The sequence below is a fragment of the Wolbachia endosymbiont of Nasonia vitripennis genome (assembly GCF_048054115.1).
Classification (GTDB): Bacteria; Pseudomonadota; Alphaproteobacteria; order Rickettsiales; family Anaplasmataceae; genus Wolbachia.
This window is the reverse complement of record NZ_JAFEVF010000003.1, coordinates 11,531-28,126: the sequence shown is the minus strand read 5'-3', so window position 1 is coordinate 28,126 and position 16,596 is coordinate 11,531. Positions and strand designations below refer to the sequence as shown.

At 34.1% G+C, this 16,596-nt stretch carries 16 protein-coding genes, 1 tRNA gene, 1 other RNA gene and 3 pseudogenes; 6 read left to right on the top strand and 15 right to left on the bottom strand.

Features of this window, described 5'->3' with window-relative positions:
• The 3 genes from JR053_RS01015 to JR053_RS01005 all read right to left on the bottom strand — a co-directional run.
• The coding region (locus JR053_RS01015) for an exopolysaccharide biosynthesis protein (protein WP_416603263.1) at positions 1-202 on the bottom strand (202 nt) is incomplete at its 3' end.
• A gap of 126 nt (positions 203-328) precedes the next feature.
• Complete coding sequence (gene tatA, locus JR053_RS01010) at positions 329-496, bottom strand: twin-arginine translocase TatA (protein WP_006013840.1); 168 nt, start codon at positions 494-496, stop codon at positions 329-331.
• 140 nt (positions 497-636) lie between these two features.
• Positions 637-1,374, bottom strand: coding sequence for an ABC transporter ATP-binding protein (locus JR053_RS01005; RefSeq protein ID WP_007302769.1), 738 nt, complete (start codon positions 1,372-1,374; stop codon positions 637-639).
• A 151-nt stretch (positions 1,375-1,525) separates the two neighbouring features.
• On the opposite strand from JR053_RS01005, the gene JR053_RS01000 reads away from it, so the two are divergent.
• A tRNA-Arg gene (locus JR053_RS01000) sits at positions 1,526-1,599 on the top strand.
• Positions 1,600-1,665: 66 nt separating this feature from the next.
• On the opposite strand, the gene JR053_RS00995 is transcribed toward JR053_RS01000, so the two are convergent.
• Complete coding sequence (locus JR053_RS00995; RefSeq protein ID WP_416603260.1) at positions 1,666-3,018, bottom strand: ankyrin repeat domain-containing protein; 1,353 nt, start codon at positions 3,016-3,018, stop codon at positions 1,666-1,668.
• 113 nt (positions 3,019-3,131) lie between these two features.
• Here JR053_RS00995 and glpX point away from each other — a divergent pair, with 113 nt between their 5' ends.
• The 3 genes from glpX to JR053_RS00980 all read left to right on the top strand — a co-directional run bounded on the left by glpX (position 3,132) and on the right by JR053_RS00980 (position 5,635).
• Positions 3,132-4,055, top strand: a complete 924-nt coding sequence (glpX, locus tag JR053_RS00990) for a class II fructose-bisphosphatase (protein WP_007302771.1) — start codon at positions 3,132-3,134, stop codon at positions 4,053-4,055.
• A 143-nt stretch (positions 4,056-4,198) separates the two neighbouring features.
• Complete coding sequence (locus JR053_RS00985; RefSeq protein ID WP_236607932.1) at positions 4,199-4,525, top strand: hypothetical protein; 327 nt, start codon at positions 4,199-4,201, stop codon at positions 4,523-4,525.
• A gap of 99 nt (positions 4,526-4,624) precedes the next feature.
• The gene (locus tag JR053_RS00980; RefSeq protein ID WP_236607931.1) at positions 4,625-5,635 is read left to right on the top strand and encodes a hypothetical protein; all 1,011 of its coding nucleotides are present in this window, start codon (positions 4,625-4,627) and stop codon (positions 5,633-5,635) included.
• Between the two features lie 7 nt (positions 5,636-5,642).
• On the opposite strand, the gene ychF is transcribed toward JR053_RS00980, so the two are convergent.
• Positions 5,643-6,737 carry a redox-regulated ATPase YchF gene (gene ychF / locus JR053_RS00975; RefSeq protein ID WP_010406370.1) on the bottom strand — a complete coding sequence of 365 codons (1,095 nt, stop codon included), beginning with the start codon at positions 6,735-6,737 and terminating at the stop codon, positions 5,643-5,645.
• A 118-nt stretch (positions 6,738-6,855) separates the two neighbouring features.
• On the opposite strand from ychF, the gene JR053_RS00970 reads away from it, so the two are divergent.
• Entirely contained in the window at positions 6,856-8,037 is a 1,182-nt protein-coding gene (locus tag JR053_RS00970) for a hypothetical protein (RefSeq protein WP_010406367.1), read from the top strand.
• Between the two features lie 395 nt (positions 8,038-8,432).
• On the opposite strand, the gene JR053_RS00965 is transcribed toward JR053_RS00970, so the two are convergent.
• Positions 8,433-9,209 (bottom strand): enoyl-ACP reductase FabI, encoded by a 777-nt coding sequence (locus JR053_RS00965; protein ID WP_010406361.1) that lies wholly within the window; start codon positions 9,207-9,209, stop codon positions 8,433-8,435.
• Positions 9,210-9,502: 293 nt separating this feature from the next.
• Here JR053_RS00965 and JR053_RS00960 point away from each other — a divergent pair.
• Positions 9,503-10,130, top strand: a pseudogene (locus JR053_RS00960) (IS6 family transposase).
• Positions 10,131-10,342: 212 nt separating this feature from the next.
• On the opposite strand, the gene JR053_RS00955 reads toward JR053_RS00960, so the two are convergent.
• The 9 genes and pseudogenes from JR053_RS00955 to JR053_RS00915 all read right to left on the bottom strand — a co-directional run.
• The gene (locus JR053_RS00955; protein ID WP_010406729.1) at positions 10,343-10,771 is read right to left on the bottom strand and encodes a ClpXP protease specificity-enhancing factor SspB; all 429 of its coding nucleotides are present in this window, start codon (positions 10,769-10,771) and stop codon (positions 10,343-10,345) included.
• 16 nt (positions 10,772-10,787) lie between these two features.
• Positions 10,788-11,123: a transfer-messenger RNA gene (gene ssrA / locus JR053_RS00950) on the bottom strand.
• A gap of 447 nt (positions 11,124-11,570) precedes the next feature.
• Positions 11,571-12,584, bottom strand: coding sequence for an Obg family GTPase CgtA (gene cgtA / locus JR053_RS00945; protein ID WP_010406731.1), 1,014 nt, complete (start codon positions 12,582-12,584; stop codon positions 11,571-11,573).
• Positions 12,572-13,846, bottom strand: a complete 1,275-nt coding sequence (gene eno, locus JR053_RS00940; protein ID WP_010406732.1) for a phosphopyruvate hydratase — start codon at positions 13,844-13,846, stop codon at positions 12,572-12,574. Before eno ends, cgtA begins: the two co-directional genes overlap by 13 nt.
• A 66-nt stretch (positions 13,847-13,912) precedes the next feature.
• A pseudogene (locus JR053_RS00935) lies at positions 13,913-14,061 on the bottom strand (WPE palindromic element domain-containing protein); the annotation flags it as partial.
• A 120-nt stretch (positions 14,062-14,181) separates the two neighbouring features.
• Positions 14,182-15,180 carry a glutamate ligase domain-containing protein gene (locus JR053_RS00930; RefSeq protein ID WP_010406736.1) on the bottom strand — a complete coding sequence of 333 codons (999 nt, stop codon included), beginning with the start codon at positions 15,178-15,180 and terminating at the stop codon, positions 14,182-14,184.
• A gap of 9 nt (positions 15,181-15,189) precedes the next feature.
• Positions 15,190-15,801: an SURF1 family protein gene (locus JR053_RS00925; RefSeq protein ID WP_039833846.1), complete on the bottom strand. Its 612-nt coding sequence runs from the start codon at positions 15,799-15,801 to the stop codon at positions 15,190-15,192.
• 1 nt (position 15,802) lies between these two features.
• Entirely contained in the window at positions 15,803-16,279 is a 477-nt protein-coding gene (gene bfr, locus JR053_RS00920; RefSeq protein WP_010406741.1) for a bacterioferritin, read from the bottom strand.
• Positions 16,280-16,332: 53 nt separating this feature from the next.
• A pseudogene (locus JR053_RS00915) lies at positions 16,333-16,596 on the bottom strand (RDD family protein); the annotation flags it as partial.

Sequence of the window (16,596 nt, the reverse complement as noted above, 5' to 3'; positions counted from 1 at the left end):
TATAGCCAGGTGGAACAGGTATAGGTACTGATAGCGGTAAAGAGAAGGTGATTATTAAAATACCAAAACCGCGCTCATGTAAAGCTGTTTTGATGTCGAACAATGTTACTTTATCACTATCGTTGTTATTGGTATCTGCAACCTCTTTTAGAATATCAGAGGCCAATTTTTTATCTTCAGTCAATTTCTCACTTTCTTCCACGATTAACCTTTAATAACATTCTAACTAACATAATTATTACTGTACTTCAATCATACCTCTTCAATTCTTTAGCCTTGTTTAAACAAATGACACGCACTTTAGTGCGTGTCACGAAACATAAGGAAGCTAACGATCTGGTTCATTAGATGATAGTTTCTCTGAATCCTTAAGTTCTTGTTTAAGGTTTTTAATGCCTTTGCCTAAATCACCCATAACTTGTGGTAACCTACCTGCACCAAACAGAACTAAGATTATTATTAAGACTAGAAACAGCTGCCATGGACCTAAACTCATTTGTACCTCCGTTGAAAATATTAACTTTTAGGTATTAAAACTTGACTGAAGCCAAGTGATACATAAATTATATCACTTTTATTAAATTATAAATCAAGAGTTTTTAATTATCTTATAATAGTTTTAGCCTAACATTAAGTTTAGTTTAGCTGTAGAGTAAAAGGAAGCTCACTAAAAAATTTTGCTAACGTATCATCTTTAGGTCTGTGGTATATGTAGCTAGGAACTCCTGATTGAATAATTTTACCATTTTTCATCACGTAAATAAAATCTGCAACTTTCAACGCTTCTTGCGGATCATGAGTTACCATGAGTACAGGAATATTTTTGCTTCTAAAAAGTGACAATATATGGTGCCTTATTCGATATTTGAGCAGTATATCTAAATTAGAAAATGGTTCATCGAGCAAAACAACATCAGGATTTTGCGCCATTACTCTTGCTATTGCAACTAATTGTTGCTGTCCTCCTGATAAAGCATGAGGGTACATGTTTTCATATTTTTCTATATTAAATAGCTTTAAGATTTCCAATGCAGTAAGGTATTTTTCTTTCTTAGAAGTACTGCAAATAGCAAAAGTTATATTTTCTATTACTGTTTTATGAGGAAATAATGCAGAATGCTGAAAAATCAATCCGATATTTCTACGCTCTATAGCAATTGACACTTTGTTACTTGCAACTAATTTATCATTTATAACAATGGTTCCAGATTTTGGATTTTCTATTCCTGCGATTAATTTTAGAATTGTTGACTTGCCACAGCCAGAATGACCTAGTAAACAGGCAACACTTCCTTTCTTCACTTGAATGTTGATGTTGCTTAAAGCAAAGCCATCTTGATTACTATAAAAGTAACTAATATTGTTAACTAGCATTAATCTTTCAATTGGAATCGTATTATTAAATATAACAGTATTACATTCAAGAAATACAGAAATATTTTTTATTATTGTGAATTAATTGTACAGGGTGCCTAGAAAAATGCGAGACTTTTTGCTATAATTTTGCATAAATAGCAGAAGACATGGGACTATAGCTCAGTAGGATAGAGCGTTGGATTCCTAATCCGAAGGCCGTGCGTTCGAATCGCACTAGTCCCACTTAATTTTGATAAAGTGGTTTAACAATCAAGAAATTATAATTGGTTTGAAAAGTGATTCTAGGAGCTAGATTGCATGGTTTCTCAAACTTGAATTTACAGGTTCAACCTTATTTTCTCTCATTTCGCTGTAACTTGGAAGTGTAAAATTTTTTACATGTAATCCAGTTACCATTACAACTAAAATAGCTAGGACACTGCAAACTAATGCACCAGCTAAAGATGGAACCGTCACAGCAGCAGCAACAAACAATCCTGCAATAACAACTCCAACAACATCACTTCTTAATGAGGTGTAAAAACTCTCCTTACTTTTTTTGTATTGAGTTTCTTTTTCATGTGGTGGAGAAAATTGAGCCTCTACAAAGCCGTTAGCTTTCTTATCATTATTTGGTGTGACAGTTGGGCCAGTCCTTGTTGATACAGGTGCTTCATTTTTGTTATTATTACCATTAGTACTAACTGGAGGCGCTGTTGCTACAGATCTATTACCAACGTTTCCATTACTGCTGCAAGGTTTTGCTCTATTTTCTTTTACATTAGGTGTTTCTGGTGTAATAAAGTTTAAAAGCACCTGAGTAATTTCTTCTTGTGTATTATTCATAGCCAACTCTAAAGCTGCTTGTCTGCTTTTATCATTTACATAACTTAAAAATGCTTCAACTTCTTGAACATTACCTTGGATAATAGCAAGACGCAGAGCGTTAAATTTTTCTTCTTCATTAAATTTGCCACTATCCAAAAGTATCTTTATAATATCAGTTTGTTTATTTATTGCAGCTGTACCCAACACAGTTTTGGAAGCAGTATCTTTAAAATCGATTCCGATATTTAAATTTGTGAGTAACTCAACAGTCTTTAAAAATATACTACGATCTTCGGTAATATAAGGTCCTTCTGAACGGACAGCATAATAAAGCAAGGTCCAACCATCTTGGTTTGTTATTTTTATATCTATTTTCTCTTTTTTAAGCTCATTACTAAACTCCTCAGCAGTTATATTAGAATTATTAGTTACAATTTTCCTTATCTTATTGTATGACATAGAAAATTGATCATCTTCATTTTTGTTGCTAAGTTCTGCTCTATCTTCTTCTACATTAGGTGTATTTTGCTCTTCCTTTTCCTTGTTTTCATCAGCAGTTACTTGTTCTTGCTCAGGAAGCTTGAATCCATTTTTAAGGAAAAATTCCCTAACACGTAGGTAGTCATTTTCATATGCAAGTTTTAAAAGTAAATCTCCTAATGAATTGTTCCCTTCGCATTTACTTTGCAAATCAATGTCTTTAAATTTAGTCTTTCTTCTTAACCTATTTTGCAAGCTTTCAAGGGTGATTTTATTGTTGTACCTATTATCATTAATTAAAAAGCTATCTGCATCTAGACATAACTCTCTGATGTCCTCCTTACTGTACAGCATAATTAAACCTACTATTACGATGTTTTATTATATCAATTCCATCAAAATTAGTCAAGTAATCTTGCAGTCTCAAATGGCATGATATATATTGATTTATGATTCTCGAGTAAATGATGGAAGATTTAGCCTATAAGTTAGTGAAAGTAACCGAAGCTGCAGCACTTGCTGCATATAAATTGGCAGGCCTTGGTAATGAAAAAAAGGCCGATCAGGTTGCAGTTGATGCAATGCGTACGGTGCTAAACTCAATGGAAATAAATGGTACAATTGTGATTGGGGAAGGGGAGAGGGACGAAGCACCGATGCTATATATCGGAGAAAAAGTTGGCACAGGAAGTGGCCCTGAGATTGACATCGCTGTTGATCCACTTGAAGGCACTACGATTTGCGCTCATTATAAACAAGGGGCAATGTCTGTTCTTGCTGCAACGAAAAAAGGTAATTTTTTACACGCACCTGATGTTTATATGGAAAAAATAGCGGTGGGAAAAAATCTCCCAGAGGGTGTAGTCTCACTAAAAAATAGGATTGAGAAGAATCTGGACAATTTAGCCAAGGCAAAAGGATGTAAAGCAAGTGATCTTATAGTAACTGTACTTAAACGTGAAAGACATGATGAATTAATAGCAAAAATTAGGAAGCTAGGAGCAAAAGTGAAATTAATAGATGACGGTGATGTTGCAGCCATAGTTTCGCTAATAAATGGCAATCACGATATGTATATCGGCACAGGAGGAGCTCCAGAAGGAGTGCTTGCAGCAGCAGCGCTAAGCTCAATCGGTGGGCAGATAGAAGGAAGATTAATATTTGACACGGATCAATTAAAAGAAAGAGCAAAAAATTTGAATATCACTGACCCAGAAAAAATCTACACCGTGAAAGACATGGCAAGAAGTGAATCAGTGTTCATTGCAACTGGAGTAACAAATGGAGAGTTTGTGGATGGAGTAAAGTTTGGCCAAGATATTTGTCTGACTAATTCATTAATAATATTGCCTGGTAAAGTAATAAAAATACAAACAAAATCAATATCTTAAACATTTGTCATATGCTGATTATAAAATTTTTATAGAAGGAAGATACTTATAATTGTCTTAAAAAAATGAATTTACATATTAATTTTAGCTTTACAACATTTGGCATTAAGTTATAGTTAAATAGTAATACTAAGAGGTGCTTAATGTTTAGTTCACTAACTAATTTTTTTACTAATACGTCTAAAAAGAAAAGTTCTCAATCTGAAGAAAATAATCATTCTTTCTCTAACAGCACAGAAAGTTTATTAGTCCAATCTACTAAAAAAAATCCTCAACTTGATGATCAAAGTAGAACTGACGTGTCTCCCCAAACAAATCTTCAATTTAGTGAGGATGATGTAAAAAACGTGCTCCAAGACTTCGAAAAATTGGATTTTAAGAACAGTAATGAGTGTTTTAACGAAATAGCAGAAGATTATGAAAGGAGGAAAAAAAGTGACCTTTTTAACTACGTAATATTGAATAAGTGAAAATACATAACAGATATATTAGATCAGAGGTTTGCCCACAAAGATCAAGAAAATTTTAGGAAGAAATTTAGTGAATATCTTCTTAAAATAAATGAGAAAATGAATTATGGGAAAGAATTTCAAAATAAACTTCAATTTTTTGAAGATAGGGTAGAAGAAGTATTATCAGATTTTAGAAAATTGAATTTTGGCCTTAAGGATAATTTGTGTAAAGATGATAAGGATAACGTAAATTATAATAAAGGCTGGCCTGCAGATCCATTTGACAAAATAGCGAATTATTATCGATGGAATAAGAACATTTTCCTTTTTAATTATGTAGTATTAAGTAAGCAAAAAGAAATAATAAGTATATTGAATGAAAAGTCTATTCCTGAAGACAAGCGAAAGAATTTTAAAAAGAGGTTGGGTAGATATCTTCTTCGAGTCGAAGAAGGGATGAGTAACGGACAGGAATTTCTCAAAACTGATAGTGCAGTTGCCTTTTTTGATGGATGTTATGTGCCATGCGCATATGCAAAACGTTCTCTTAATCATTATGATCATCTTAGTATTAATATTTCTAAGCCTGGGTGTAGCTTAGAAATCAGCCGTCTTTTCACTGACAAAATTGAAGGGATGGAAAGAAATAAAAATGAGGTAAAGATAGTAGAAATATACAGTAACGATAAAAGAATAGCAACGGTTGAGAAGAATGATAATGGAAAAAGAAATTACTATTTTGCAAAAGATGCAACATGCGATATGAAAATTAGGTGGAGTGCAGAAGATGAGAAAGGTAATTCTGTTAACTGCTTTATTAGTTTAAATGTAAATCCTAGTGAAATTGAGATTGGTCAGGCAACTATTAATGGTAAAGATGTTGAACTAGACGAAATTTTGAAATTAGCTGAGCAAAACGAAGATGTGCTTATAGAAGGTAAAGCTTTACATGAATTTTTAGAAGAACGTCTGGAGTACGTACTATGTGAGGAGGAGAAGAATATACAACCACAGGGGAAAGAAGTTGTTACAACACCTAGCTCCATTCTCCATGACGTGGAACTAGATGAGATCAGCGAAGAGGAAGCCATAAAGAAAGGCTCGATTCCCTGGTTCTTTGGGAGTTAGATGTATACTACACATTGAACCTAAAGTGCATTATATCACCATCTTGCACTATATAGTCTCTGCCTTCAAAGCGAATTTTGCCTGCATCTTTGCAAGCTAATTCGCTTCCATATTTTATATAGTCTTCAAAGCTTATGGTTTCTGCTTTTATAAAGCCCTTTTCAAAATCAGTGTGAATTACACCTGCTGCTTTGTCAGCTGTTGATCCTATCTTTATTGGCCATGCACGTGCTTCTTTGGGGCCCACAGTAAAAAAAGTTATCATACTTAGCACTTCATACATAATACGTGCTACTCCATCAAGTCCTGATTCTTGTAAGCCAAATTCTGATAAAAAATTCTGTTTTTCCTCTTCACTATCAAGATTTGCAATATCTGCTTCAAGTTTCGCTGAAATACAATAAAATTTGCTTTTATTTTCTTCCGCCATTTTTTCCACCCTTTTAGATAGTTCATTACCAGTTATGATATTCGTATCTTCAACATTGCATACATACATAACAGGCTTTGTTGTTAGCAATTGAAGCAACTTCATCTCATCTTCATCGATATTCTCCAAGCTTCTTGCCGGTTTACCTAATTTTAAAGTAGCTAATACCTCTTGCATTAATTCAAGTTGTCTCTTTAGCTCTTTATCACCTTGCTTTGCTTTCTTTTCCAATTGAGGAAGCCTTTTTTCTATGCTATCAATATCAGCTAGAATTAACTCCATTTCCACTATTTCAGCATCTGATATTGGATCTATTTTACTGTTTACATGGCTGATATCGTCATCCGTAAAGCACCTGAGCAGATGAACAATGGCATCAACTTCTCTGATATGACTCAAAAATTTATTTCCTAGTCCTTCACCCTTGCTCGCACCCTTAACCAAGCCGGCAATATCGACAACTTCCAGTTGATTGTAGATTATTTTCCCCGAGTGAGCAATCGAGGCAATTTGTTTCAAACGCTGATCTCGTATTGGCACTTTGCCAACATTTGGCTCGATTGTGCAAAAAGGATAATTTGCAGCTTCAGCTGCACTTGACTCTGTAAGTGCATTAAATAAAGTTGATTTTCCTATATTTGGTAACCCAACTATACCACAGTTAAAGCTCATATTTGCTATTTAAAGCCTTAATTATTGCATAATTAAAAAATTTTTGCTATACCTAATTAGTTACTTATTAATAAGTTAGTTAATATAATAACATATAGCTTGAATTAAGGTAGAAATTATGGTTGGGCTTAGAAAACGGAAATTACCAAATGGTTTTGACAGTATTGAAAATGCTAAAGGACGCAAGACTTCAGAGAGTAATGTAGAAAAAGAACCTTCTAATAACCAAGTAGTTAAATATGATACTGCAGGTGATGGCAATTGCTTTTTTCATGCAGTGTTTGGTGATAACAGTTCTGGTACATATAAAGCTGAAAGAGCGCAAGATATGAGAATGGAATGGCACAAATTTTTAAGTCGATTTACGTCTTTAGATGATCCAAGTATGCCAGCTCCTTTAAAGGATCAGCTAGAAAAGGTTTTTAATATGTTTTTTAATAAGCCAGGGGATTTAACTGGCAAGTCTGATAAAATAAAGGGTCTGGTTAAGCAAACAAATAGGAAAATTGAAAATGCTGAAGGTAATGTGAAGAGGTTAGTAAGTAGAGCTGTTAGCAAATTTAATATATCGCATAATCAAGCTGTGCTTAATCTAAGTGAATATGCAGAGGCTCTTGATGGCATTGGTGAGAGTGACTATAATGCCGAATATAACAGTGATTTTATTACACGCTCATTTCTTGACAAACCTGAACTCTATCAATCCTATCTAGAAGCAATAGAAAGTAAAAGTTATTTTCCTTTTATTGAAGAAATTCAATTATTAGCTTCTTTAGCTAACATTGAAATTAATGTCCATTGTAAAGTTAGCGGCAGAGAGAAACAACAAAAGTTTGAACCAAATCCTGAAATGATAAACAATGATCAACTAAATCAGATGTTTAATCGTGAGAGTTATAAATTAAATGACGAGTTATGGGGTAGTAAAGAGAGAGAAACAATATATCTTGAAGGAAATCATTACTCTAGGGCTAAAATTGTAACTCAAGAGTTAATAAAACAGCAGCAGGAGCAAGAAGACTTTCTATTAGCAAAACAACTTCAGATAGATGAAATTTTGGAATATTGTGATCTTTCAAAGGATATCTCTGAGAGAGTAGAGATTGAGAGGGAGTTTGATGAGTTATTGGCAAAAAATGCTGATGGAAAAATTGGTGATGTTATAGGGCAGTGCATTAATGATGTACAGCAACGTATAAAATGCCTTGAGGAGCCAGTCTTATCAAGAAGGTGCAGTGTGGAAGAAGCACGTGTAGAAAAAACATTTTATCAACAACAAGTACCACAACCTGTAAGATAAGTCTTCATAGTCTATATACTTCTATAGGGGGGCATTCTATAATAAAAGCCATGCTCATTTTTAACCGCTGCTTAATAAGAATAAAGTCTTAGCAAAACAAACACAAGAACAATAGGATTTCTTGCTTGCAAAGCAACTCCAAGATCGGGAGGAAAAAGACTTTTTCCTTGCAAGGCAACTTCAAGAGCAACCCTCACGCACAATCTCTTAACCCAAATGGAGGAAGTAAAAATAGAAGATCAGCAGCAACAAATACTTATAAAATAATAACTCTATGGTTAATGTGCGAGATTTAATTAAAAAATGTTGTCATTCGAGTAGCTGACACTGGGCTCCAATGTCAATTACTCGGATAACAAAAAAACACAGGCTTCACATGCATCTGCAGTACTGTATTAGTCTACTATCTTCATTCCCACAACATTATACCCTGAATCAACATGTAAAATTTCTCCAGTTGTACCACTACTCAGGTCGCTTAATAAGTATAGTGCTGCCTTGCCAACATCTTCTATTGTAACATTGCGTCTAAGTGGAGAATTACTTCTATTCCATTCCGATATGGAGTGAAAGTCACTTATTCCAGAAGATGCCAAAGTTCTGATTGGACCAGCAGAAATTGCATTTACTCTGATGTTCTGTGGTCCGAGATCACATGCTATATATTTTACACTTGCTTCAAGTGCTGCTTTACATAAACCCATCACATTATAATTTGGCATAACTTTTTCAGCACCATAGTAGGATAAAGTAAGTAAACTACCGCCATTTAACATCATTTTTTCCGCTCTTTGCGCTAAAGCAGTAAAAGAATAGCACGATATATGCATTGCATTAATAAAGTTGTTTAGTGAAGTATTGACATATTTACCATTTAGCTCATTTTTATCGGAGAATGCTATTGCATGTACCAAAAAATCAATAGCACCCCACTTCTCCTTTATTTCCTTAAAAGCATTATCTATAGTTTCCTCATTTGAAACATTACAGTGCAATATTAACTCTACATTTAATTCACTTGCTATTGGTAATAATTTCTCTTTTATTGTTTCATTTTGATAAGTGATTGCAAGCTCAGCTCCATGTTCTGAGAGGGTCTGTGCTATACCATATGCTATTGACCTTTTATTTATTATTCCGGTTATTAACCCTTTTTTGCCCTGCAATATCATAGAATTATTTGCCTTTTTTATAATTTGAAATATTAACTAGGCAAAGTCAATTATGTTTTAACTGTAGCTAACGTATAAAAAAGGTTCTGTCGCATCTATAAACCATAGGAAAGAAGATCATTAAAGGTGGGATTATAGGAGTTATGAAGCCATTAACATAGCAAAATTCTCAAAAGTAGAAACATTATTTTAATAATTTGTCTTTTTTGAATCATACGAATATTTTCGGTTCTGTCGCATTTGTAGGGAAGTAGAAAGAAGAATGATATAATTGTCTAAAAAAAAAAGCAAAGATGTTTCGTATCAATCAAAAATTGTTGCCATATTTCAAAGGATTTAGCTTTTCAGCGGATGTTATCTGTATACATGAAATGTCGATTCTCTTTGAGCTATCGAGATTTGGAAGAAATGATGAGTATAAGGGGAGCAAAATGCTACGTTACAAAGGTGGGTTATCACCACTGATAGATGAGGCAGTAAGGAAAAGAAAGAAGCAGGTTGGTAGTAGTTGGAGAGACTTACATTAAATTAAACGGTAAATGGGTTTATTTATATACTGTAGACTTCCTCTTGTGTGTTAGTAGAGACAAGTCTGCAGCACTTGCATTCTTTCGTAAAGCCTTCAGGAGTAACTATCTTCCTGAGAAAATTGTAATTGATAAAAGCGGCAGTAATACTGCTGCTCTTGATGATTTGAATGCAGAAATTTCTGAAGATTACAGTTCTTCAAATAAAATATCTAAATAATATTGTTGATAGATTTATCAAAAAACTAATAAAGCCAATGCTTGGGTTTAAAAGCTTCCATTCCGCAAAGATTACCATCACAGGCATAGAAAATATTCGTATGATTCAAAAAAGACAAATTATTAAAATAATGTTTCTACTTTTGAGAATTTTGCTATGTTAATGGCTTCATAACTCCTATAATCCCACCTTTAATGATCTTCTTTCCTGTGGTTTATAGATGCGACAGAACCGTTGGTAAACATGAAAGCGCTTTACAACGTTTTTTATGTGAAAGCCAATGTCAGCTACTCAAATGATACCATTTGTTATAAACTCACTTTTACTCTATGGTCTTGTCGATATCCTGAACAGATACAATATTTTTTATTTATAAAATGAAGTAACTACTTATCGTAAAGTTGATCTATAGATATAATACTACCATTTGATGACTTTTCAGCACATTTCTCACTTTCATATTCTTTATCAGAATCAACGCTAAATACTAAAGTATCTCCTGAAATTTTATCATGAAACTCACTAATAGCAAAAAACGGTACAGTGACTTGTTCTTGTTTTCCACGAAAGCTCAAACTAACGCTAAACTTATCTTCAAGAACTTTTAGACCAAAAAATTGATGCTGTAATATAATAAGCATTTGAGTAGGGTATGATTCTTTCAAGTAGTCTGGTATGACAACACCATTAAAGCGCGTAAAAAACAGTATCTCTAAGTGAGGAGTAAAAACATTATCTAATATAGTATTCAAAGCCTTTTTGATAACTTGAAATTTAGCATAACTAAGCGACTTCTGATAATCTGTTTTATCCATATAACCCTTACATGTTTGGGGGAACTTCTGTTACCCGGCGTTCCCTAAACCGTGCTTATAGCAATGAAGTTATAGTGCCTAAATTAAGCAGCTAATGCAACATTGTCTTCAGCAGCAAAGTTATCGTTTGCATCTAAATTGTGAACTCTTAGCGGTGGTATCTAACCGAGCAAAGCTACCATCTTTACTATGCATGTCGATCCTTACTCGCCCCCGTATCAATCAAAAAATATGGTGGAGGCGCCGAGTACTGCCCTCGGGTCCAATACACCTATTACAAGGTAATTTTATTGCCATAGTACAAAAAATGCACATCTTTATTATACAGTAGTATTGAATAAATGTCAAGTTGTTGAACGTAAAATCGGTTGTAAGCTAAAAAATTAATATAAAAATTACTTCGCCTATTTATCTAATCTTAGTATAATCAAAGTAGAGATATTTTTAGAGCTCAAAATCTATCTTCGTCTGCAGACTTTTCTATCAAATAATCAAACTCAGTAAAAATGTAGCGTATCTTCTTCAGCGCACATGGGTGCACACATATGCTTAATCTCTGTCGTATGTGCGTTACATTTTTTCTGTTCTTTATTAATAAATATGGGGGATTCTATGCCTAATTCTTAACAAAAAACTACTCAAATGCTTTTGTAGCTATTGAATTTCTGAGTTCAAGAAAGCAAGAGACAGTATGAGAAATGGCACAAGCCGAAAAAAAGATAAGTTGTGGAACAAAAAATGCAGACAACTGTGGAAAATTACCCACTGGAATCCAGACTTTGATTGTCAAATAAAAAATTCACATCTTAAAAGGATCATATACATTAATTTCCTTAATTTTCACTTTTTCATTTAATAATCTTAAGATGGGCTGTAAATCATCGTCGATTGATAAGCACAGTACTTCTCTATCAAGATAATTGGCTAAATGATTCTTCTTCTCAAGGATTTCTGTTTCTTCCAATAAGTCACATTTATTTAACACTACAATTTCCTCTTTTTCAACAAGATCGCTATTGTAAAGCTTCAGTTCATTATGCGTACAATTATAAGCTGAAATAATGTCATCGTGAGTTACATCAATTAAATGCAGTAAAATTTTGCACCTTTCTATGTGCTTTAAAAATTTGTGTCCGAGCCCAACTCCAAGATGAGCATCAGCGATTATTCCAGGAATATCTGCTATTACAATTTCGCTATAATCCACTTTTGCTACACCTAAATGTGGTCTTATAGTAGTAAATTCATAATCGCCTACTTTCGTATCAGAATTCGAGCAGCGGGTTAAAAATTTAGATTTACCTACATTTGGCATACCAATAATGCCAACATCAGATAAAACTTTTAGCTTCAATATTATATTTCTTTCTTCACCGGGCTGACCATGGGTAAAATGTCTTGGTGCCCTATTAGTAGCAGATTTAAAGTTAGTATTTCCAAGCCCACCTTTTCCACCTTTCACTACTTGAAATTCCATGTCAGGTTTATCAAGATCTACTATTATTTCCTCACTTTCTTCATCGATTATTTGTGTACCAACTGGAACTTTAAGTATAATATCTTTTCCTGCTGTGCCAGATTTATCTCTACTCGTACCACTTTTTCCACTACTCGCTTTAATATGTCTTCGACAACGAAAATTAAGCAAAGTGTTGAGATTTGCATCACTGATGAAAATTATGTCTCCTCCCCTGCCCCCATTACCACCGTTTGGGCCACCAAATTCAACGAATTTTTCTCGACGAAAACTCGCGCAGCCATCGCCACCATCACCTGCTTTTAAATATAATTTAACTTCGTCTATGAAGTCCATGCTAACCCACAATAATATTTAGCATTTTCTCCTAATGAACTTTCTATTCTCATTAATTCATTATACTTTGCAAGCCTATCAGAACGCGACAGCGAGCCAGTCTTGATTTGTCCACAATTCGATGCAACCGCTATGTGGGATATCGTTGTATCTTCTGTTTCACCTGAGCGATGCGAAATAATAGCCCTATAGCCATTTGATTTTGCCATTTCAATAGCAGCAAAAGTTTCCGTAAGCGTTCCTATTTGATTTGGTTTAATTAGTACAGAATTTGCCATTTTTTCCTCTATTCCCTTACTTATTAGTTCACAATTTGTAACAAATAAATCATCCCCGACTAATTGAATTTTACTTCCCAATTTTGCAGTAAGTAATTTCCAACCTTCATAGTCGTCTTCATTCATTGCATCTTCTATAGAAATTATTGGATATTTGCCTACAAGGTCAAAATAATACTGAACCAATTCCTCTGAAGTGAGTTCTCTGTTTTCAAATTTGTAAACTCTATTTTCATAAAAAGTAGATGAAGCAACATCAAGACCCAGTGCAAAGTGATTTTTCATCGAATAACCAGCAGATTCAACAGCCTGAATTATCAAATTAAGAGCTTCTTCAGTGCTTCCAATGTTTGGTGCAAAACCACCTTCATCTCCTACGTTTGTACTATAACCTTTTTTCTTAAGAATGCTGCGCAAGTTATGAAATACCTCTGCAGATATTCTGATTGCTTCACTGAAAGTTTCAGCACCAACCGGAAGAATCATAAATTCTTGAAAATCGAGTTTATTATCTGCATGTACTCCACCATTAATGACGTTAATTAGCGGAACTGGCATCTGCTCTTCCCCTACTCCCAAATACTTATATAACGGCATTTTAAAGCTGTTTGCTGCTGCTTTTGCAACAGCAAGAGACACACCCAAAGTTGCATTTGCTCCAAGTTTAGATTTATTTTTTGTTCCATCTAGTTCAATTAAAACTTTATCAATTGCACTCTGGTTTGCTGCATCCATGCCAATGATTTTATTTGCTATCACTCCACTCACAGATTGAACAGCTTTCAGCACTCCTTTACCACAATACCTTTTTTCATCTTGATCTCTCAGCTCCAATGCTTCTAGTTTACCGGTCGAAGCCCCAGAAGGGACAGCGGCTCTACCTGTTGCTCCATCACATAGTTCTATTTCTACCTCAATTGTTGGGTAACCCCTGCTATCTAAAATTTCTCTTGCAAATACACTGCTGATCGTCTTTTTCATCATGCTAAACCTCCACTAGATTCACAATTGTGTTCACGTTCGGGAAATGTCACCCCAGCGCTGTAACATTTCAGTGTACGAACATTGCAACCTACAGATAAACAGATAATTTGAGTAGCAGATGGTGTCATTCCAGTGCTTGACACTGGAATCCAGTTTTTATTATACAGCCACTTATTTAAAGTTAAGTCTTCTGGATCCCAGTGTCTGGGCACTGGGATGACACCATTCTTAATGGAAGCTATCCCCATATCGCAATGTCTGTACAGTTGTTTGCCTAGACACTGGGATCCAGTTTTACTACACAATTTTATCATATAAATCACCAATGCTTAAGTTTATTTTACTAGCAGCAGCTTTGCAGTTTCTTTCGCTAGTTTAGCTATATTACTACCAGCACCAATAAATAATACTACATCTCCTGAACTTGTCGAATTACTAATAAAATGTGAAATGAGTAAAGCATCATTCATAATCTTCACATCATTAAACCCATTACTGATCAAGGCTTTTTGTATATCATCAATTCCACAGCCAGGAATAGGCTTATCTTCTGGAGGATGGACAGGAGTGAGAATTACATAATCAAACATCATGAAAATTCGTACGAACTCATCAAAAAAATTACGAATACGAGTAAAACGAAGCGGCTCGATAATTCCTATTACCTTTCTTTTAGCAATCGAACGTGCTGCTGCCAGGGTTGCCTGTATTTCATTTGGGTGGTGAGCATAATCCTCAATTAACTTAACACCTTTAATATCGGCAATTAAAGAAAATCTCCTTGCTACTCCTTTAAATTCCAAAAGACCTTTTTTAATCTCTTCATCACTAATTCCAAGTTTCACTGCAGCTGATATTGCAGCCAGGGCGTTGCTAACTTTATGCATTCCTATTGCATTTGATAGCACTACATTCTTTATAATTCTGGTACAAGGTTGAATATCTTCTTTTTGTCCTTCGAGAGAGAGTTCTTTTAATCGAAACACCATATGTACATTATCATCATCAATTTCAATACGCTGAACTAACTTTCTAATTATATTAAATTTAGTCTCCCAATCTACCTCTGATAAATCACACTTTTCCTTCGTTATATGCCCTCTTAACATCTTCACTTCTTCCCATACTACCCCTTCTAGTATATCTGCGCGTATTGATTTGCTGTTACATTCACCAAAACGTTTTCCAGGACAACGATAGTAACTTCTTCCTCCCTTAGCATTACTCATTCCATAATAAACGGATTTGCAACACTGACATATCACTAACCCTTGTAATAAGTATTTTCTTCCACTTTGTTGCATTTTTTCTATTTGTAGCTTTTCTTTTTCCACACTGTATCTCTACGACTTATATATATTTTGCCTATAGTAAAATACGCACATAATGAGCCAAATCAAGGAAAGTGCAAACCAAGTAATTGCGTATTCAAGATGCTTTATTGGCTGTATAGTCAATTTGCCACCAAAATTATCTTGCCACAATATACATTTCTCTAGCTTAATACCTAGTTCATTGGAGATCTCTTCTGTACTTAGGGTAAACCATGTATTTGAAGCAATATCATTTTTGATAAACCAATTTTTGCTACCATCACAATACAAAACGCCATCAGCAGCTACTTTTTCAATTTTTGCTTTTTCTTCTTTTTTTTCTCTGACTATTCCTTTATTTATTAACATGTAATGTCCATTGATAAGCAACATAGGAGACAGCACATGATAGCCACGTTGACCTGCGAAAACATATAGTTCTATATCACTTAAAATTCCGTCGATTTTAACGTTTCTGTAGTTAAACTTTGAAAGATTATCACTAGGCAGTAGATGAATAACTGGAAGATCCATATTTTTGATAATATTATTCTTCCAGCTCAATCTAAATAACTGCCATAACCCGAGTGAAAAAAGAAGTAAAAAAGGTATAATGAAAATAAATACTGTTTTTCTTAACACTCTATATTTGTGTTCTCAAGTAATTTTCAATACCCATAAGCTCAATAAGGTCAATCTGTTCTTTGATCCAATGTAAGTGCTCTTCCTCATTTTTCAGTAGTCCTTCTAATAACATTACACTCACGAAATCCTTTTCTTTTTCAGCAACGGAAATTGCCTCTTTGATGCCCTTGATACCTTCTTCTTCTAAGTTAGAATTATCTTCTAAGATTTTCTGCATTGTATCTTTTGTGAACTTTCCTTCATACTTTGAGATTTTATTTGTATCTTGAAAATTTGGCATGCCCTTAAGCAGTAAAATTCTTTCTGCCAGCCTATTTGCATGCTCAAGTTCTTCATTAAGCTCCTTTCTCATCTTTTCTGCAAGTTTATTGATTCCGCTATTTTTAAGAATCGCAGAATGCAAAAGATACTGGCGTACAGAAGTCAGCTCATTTGTAAGTAATTTATTTAAATGTTCTACTATTTCTTTATTCATAACCTTTCTTTAGCTAATATACCAATGTAATCTACATAACAATCAAGGCAACATCAATTCATTTTTCTCACAACAATCGTATCAAATAGCACATCATGAAATGCCTGTTTCCTCTGAGAGAAGCAAGCAACTAAATACCAACTGAAGGTAAGCATCACTATAATCACTTCTAGTGTACTTAAAGCATTTACTGATGTTTGAAAAAGTTTGATAAAGGTGATAATTGAATTATTTAGCATAGGAAGGAAAAACTGAGAGATAGTGCGATCAAATGCTAAGCTCAAATGTAATAGTTTAGACTTGATCTGACAAGCAAA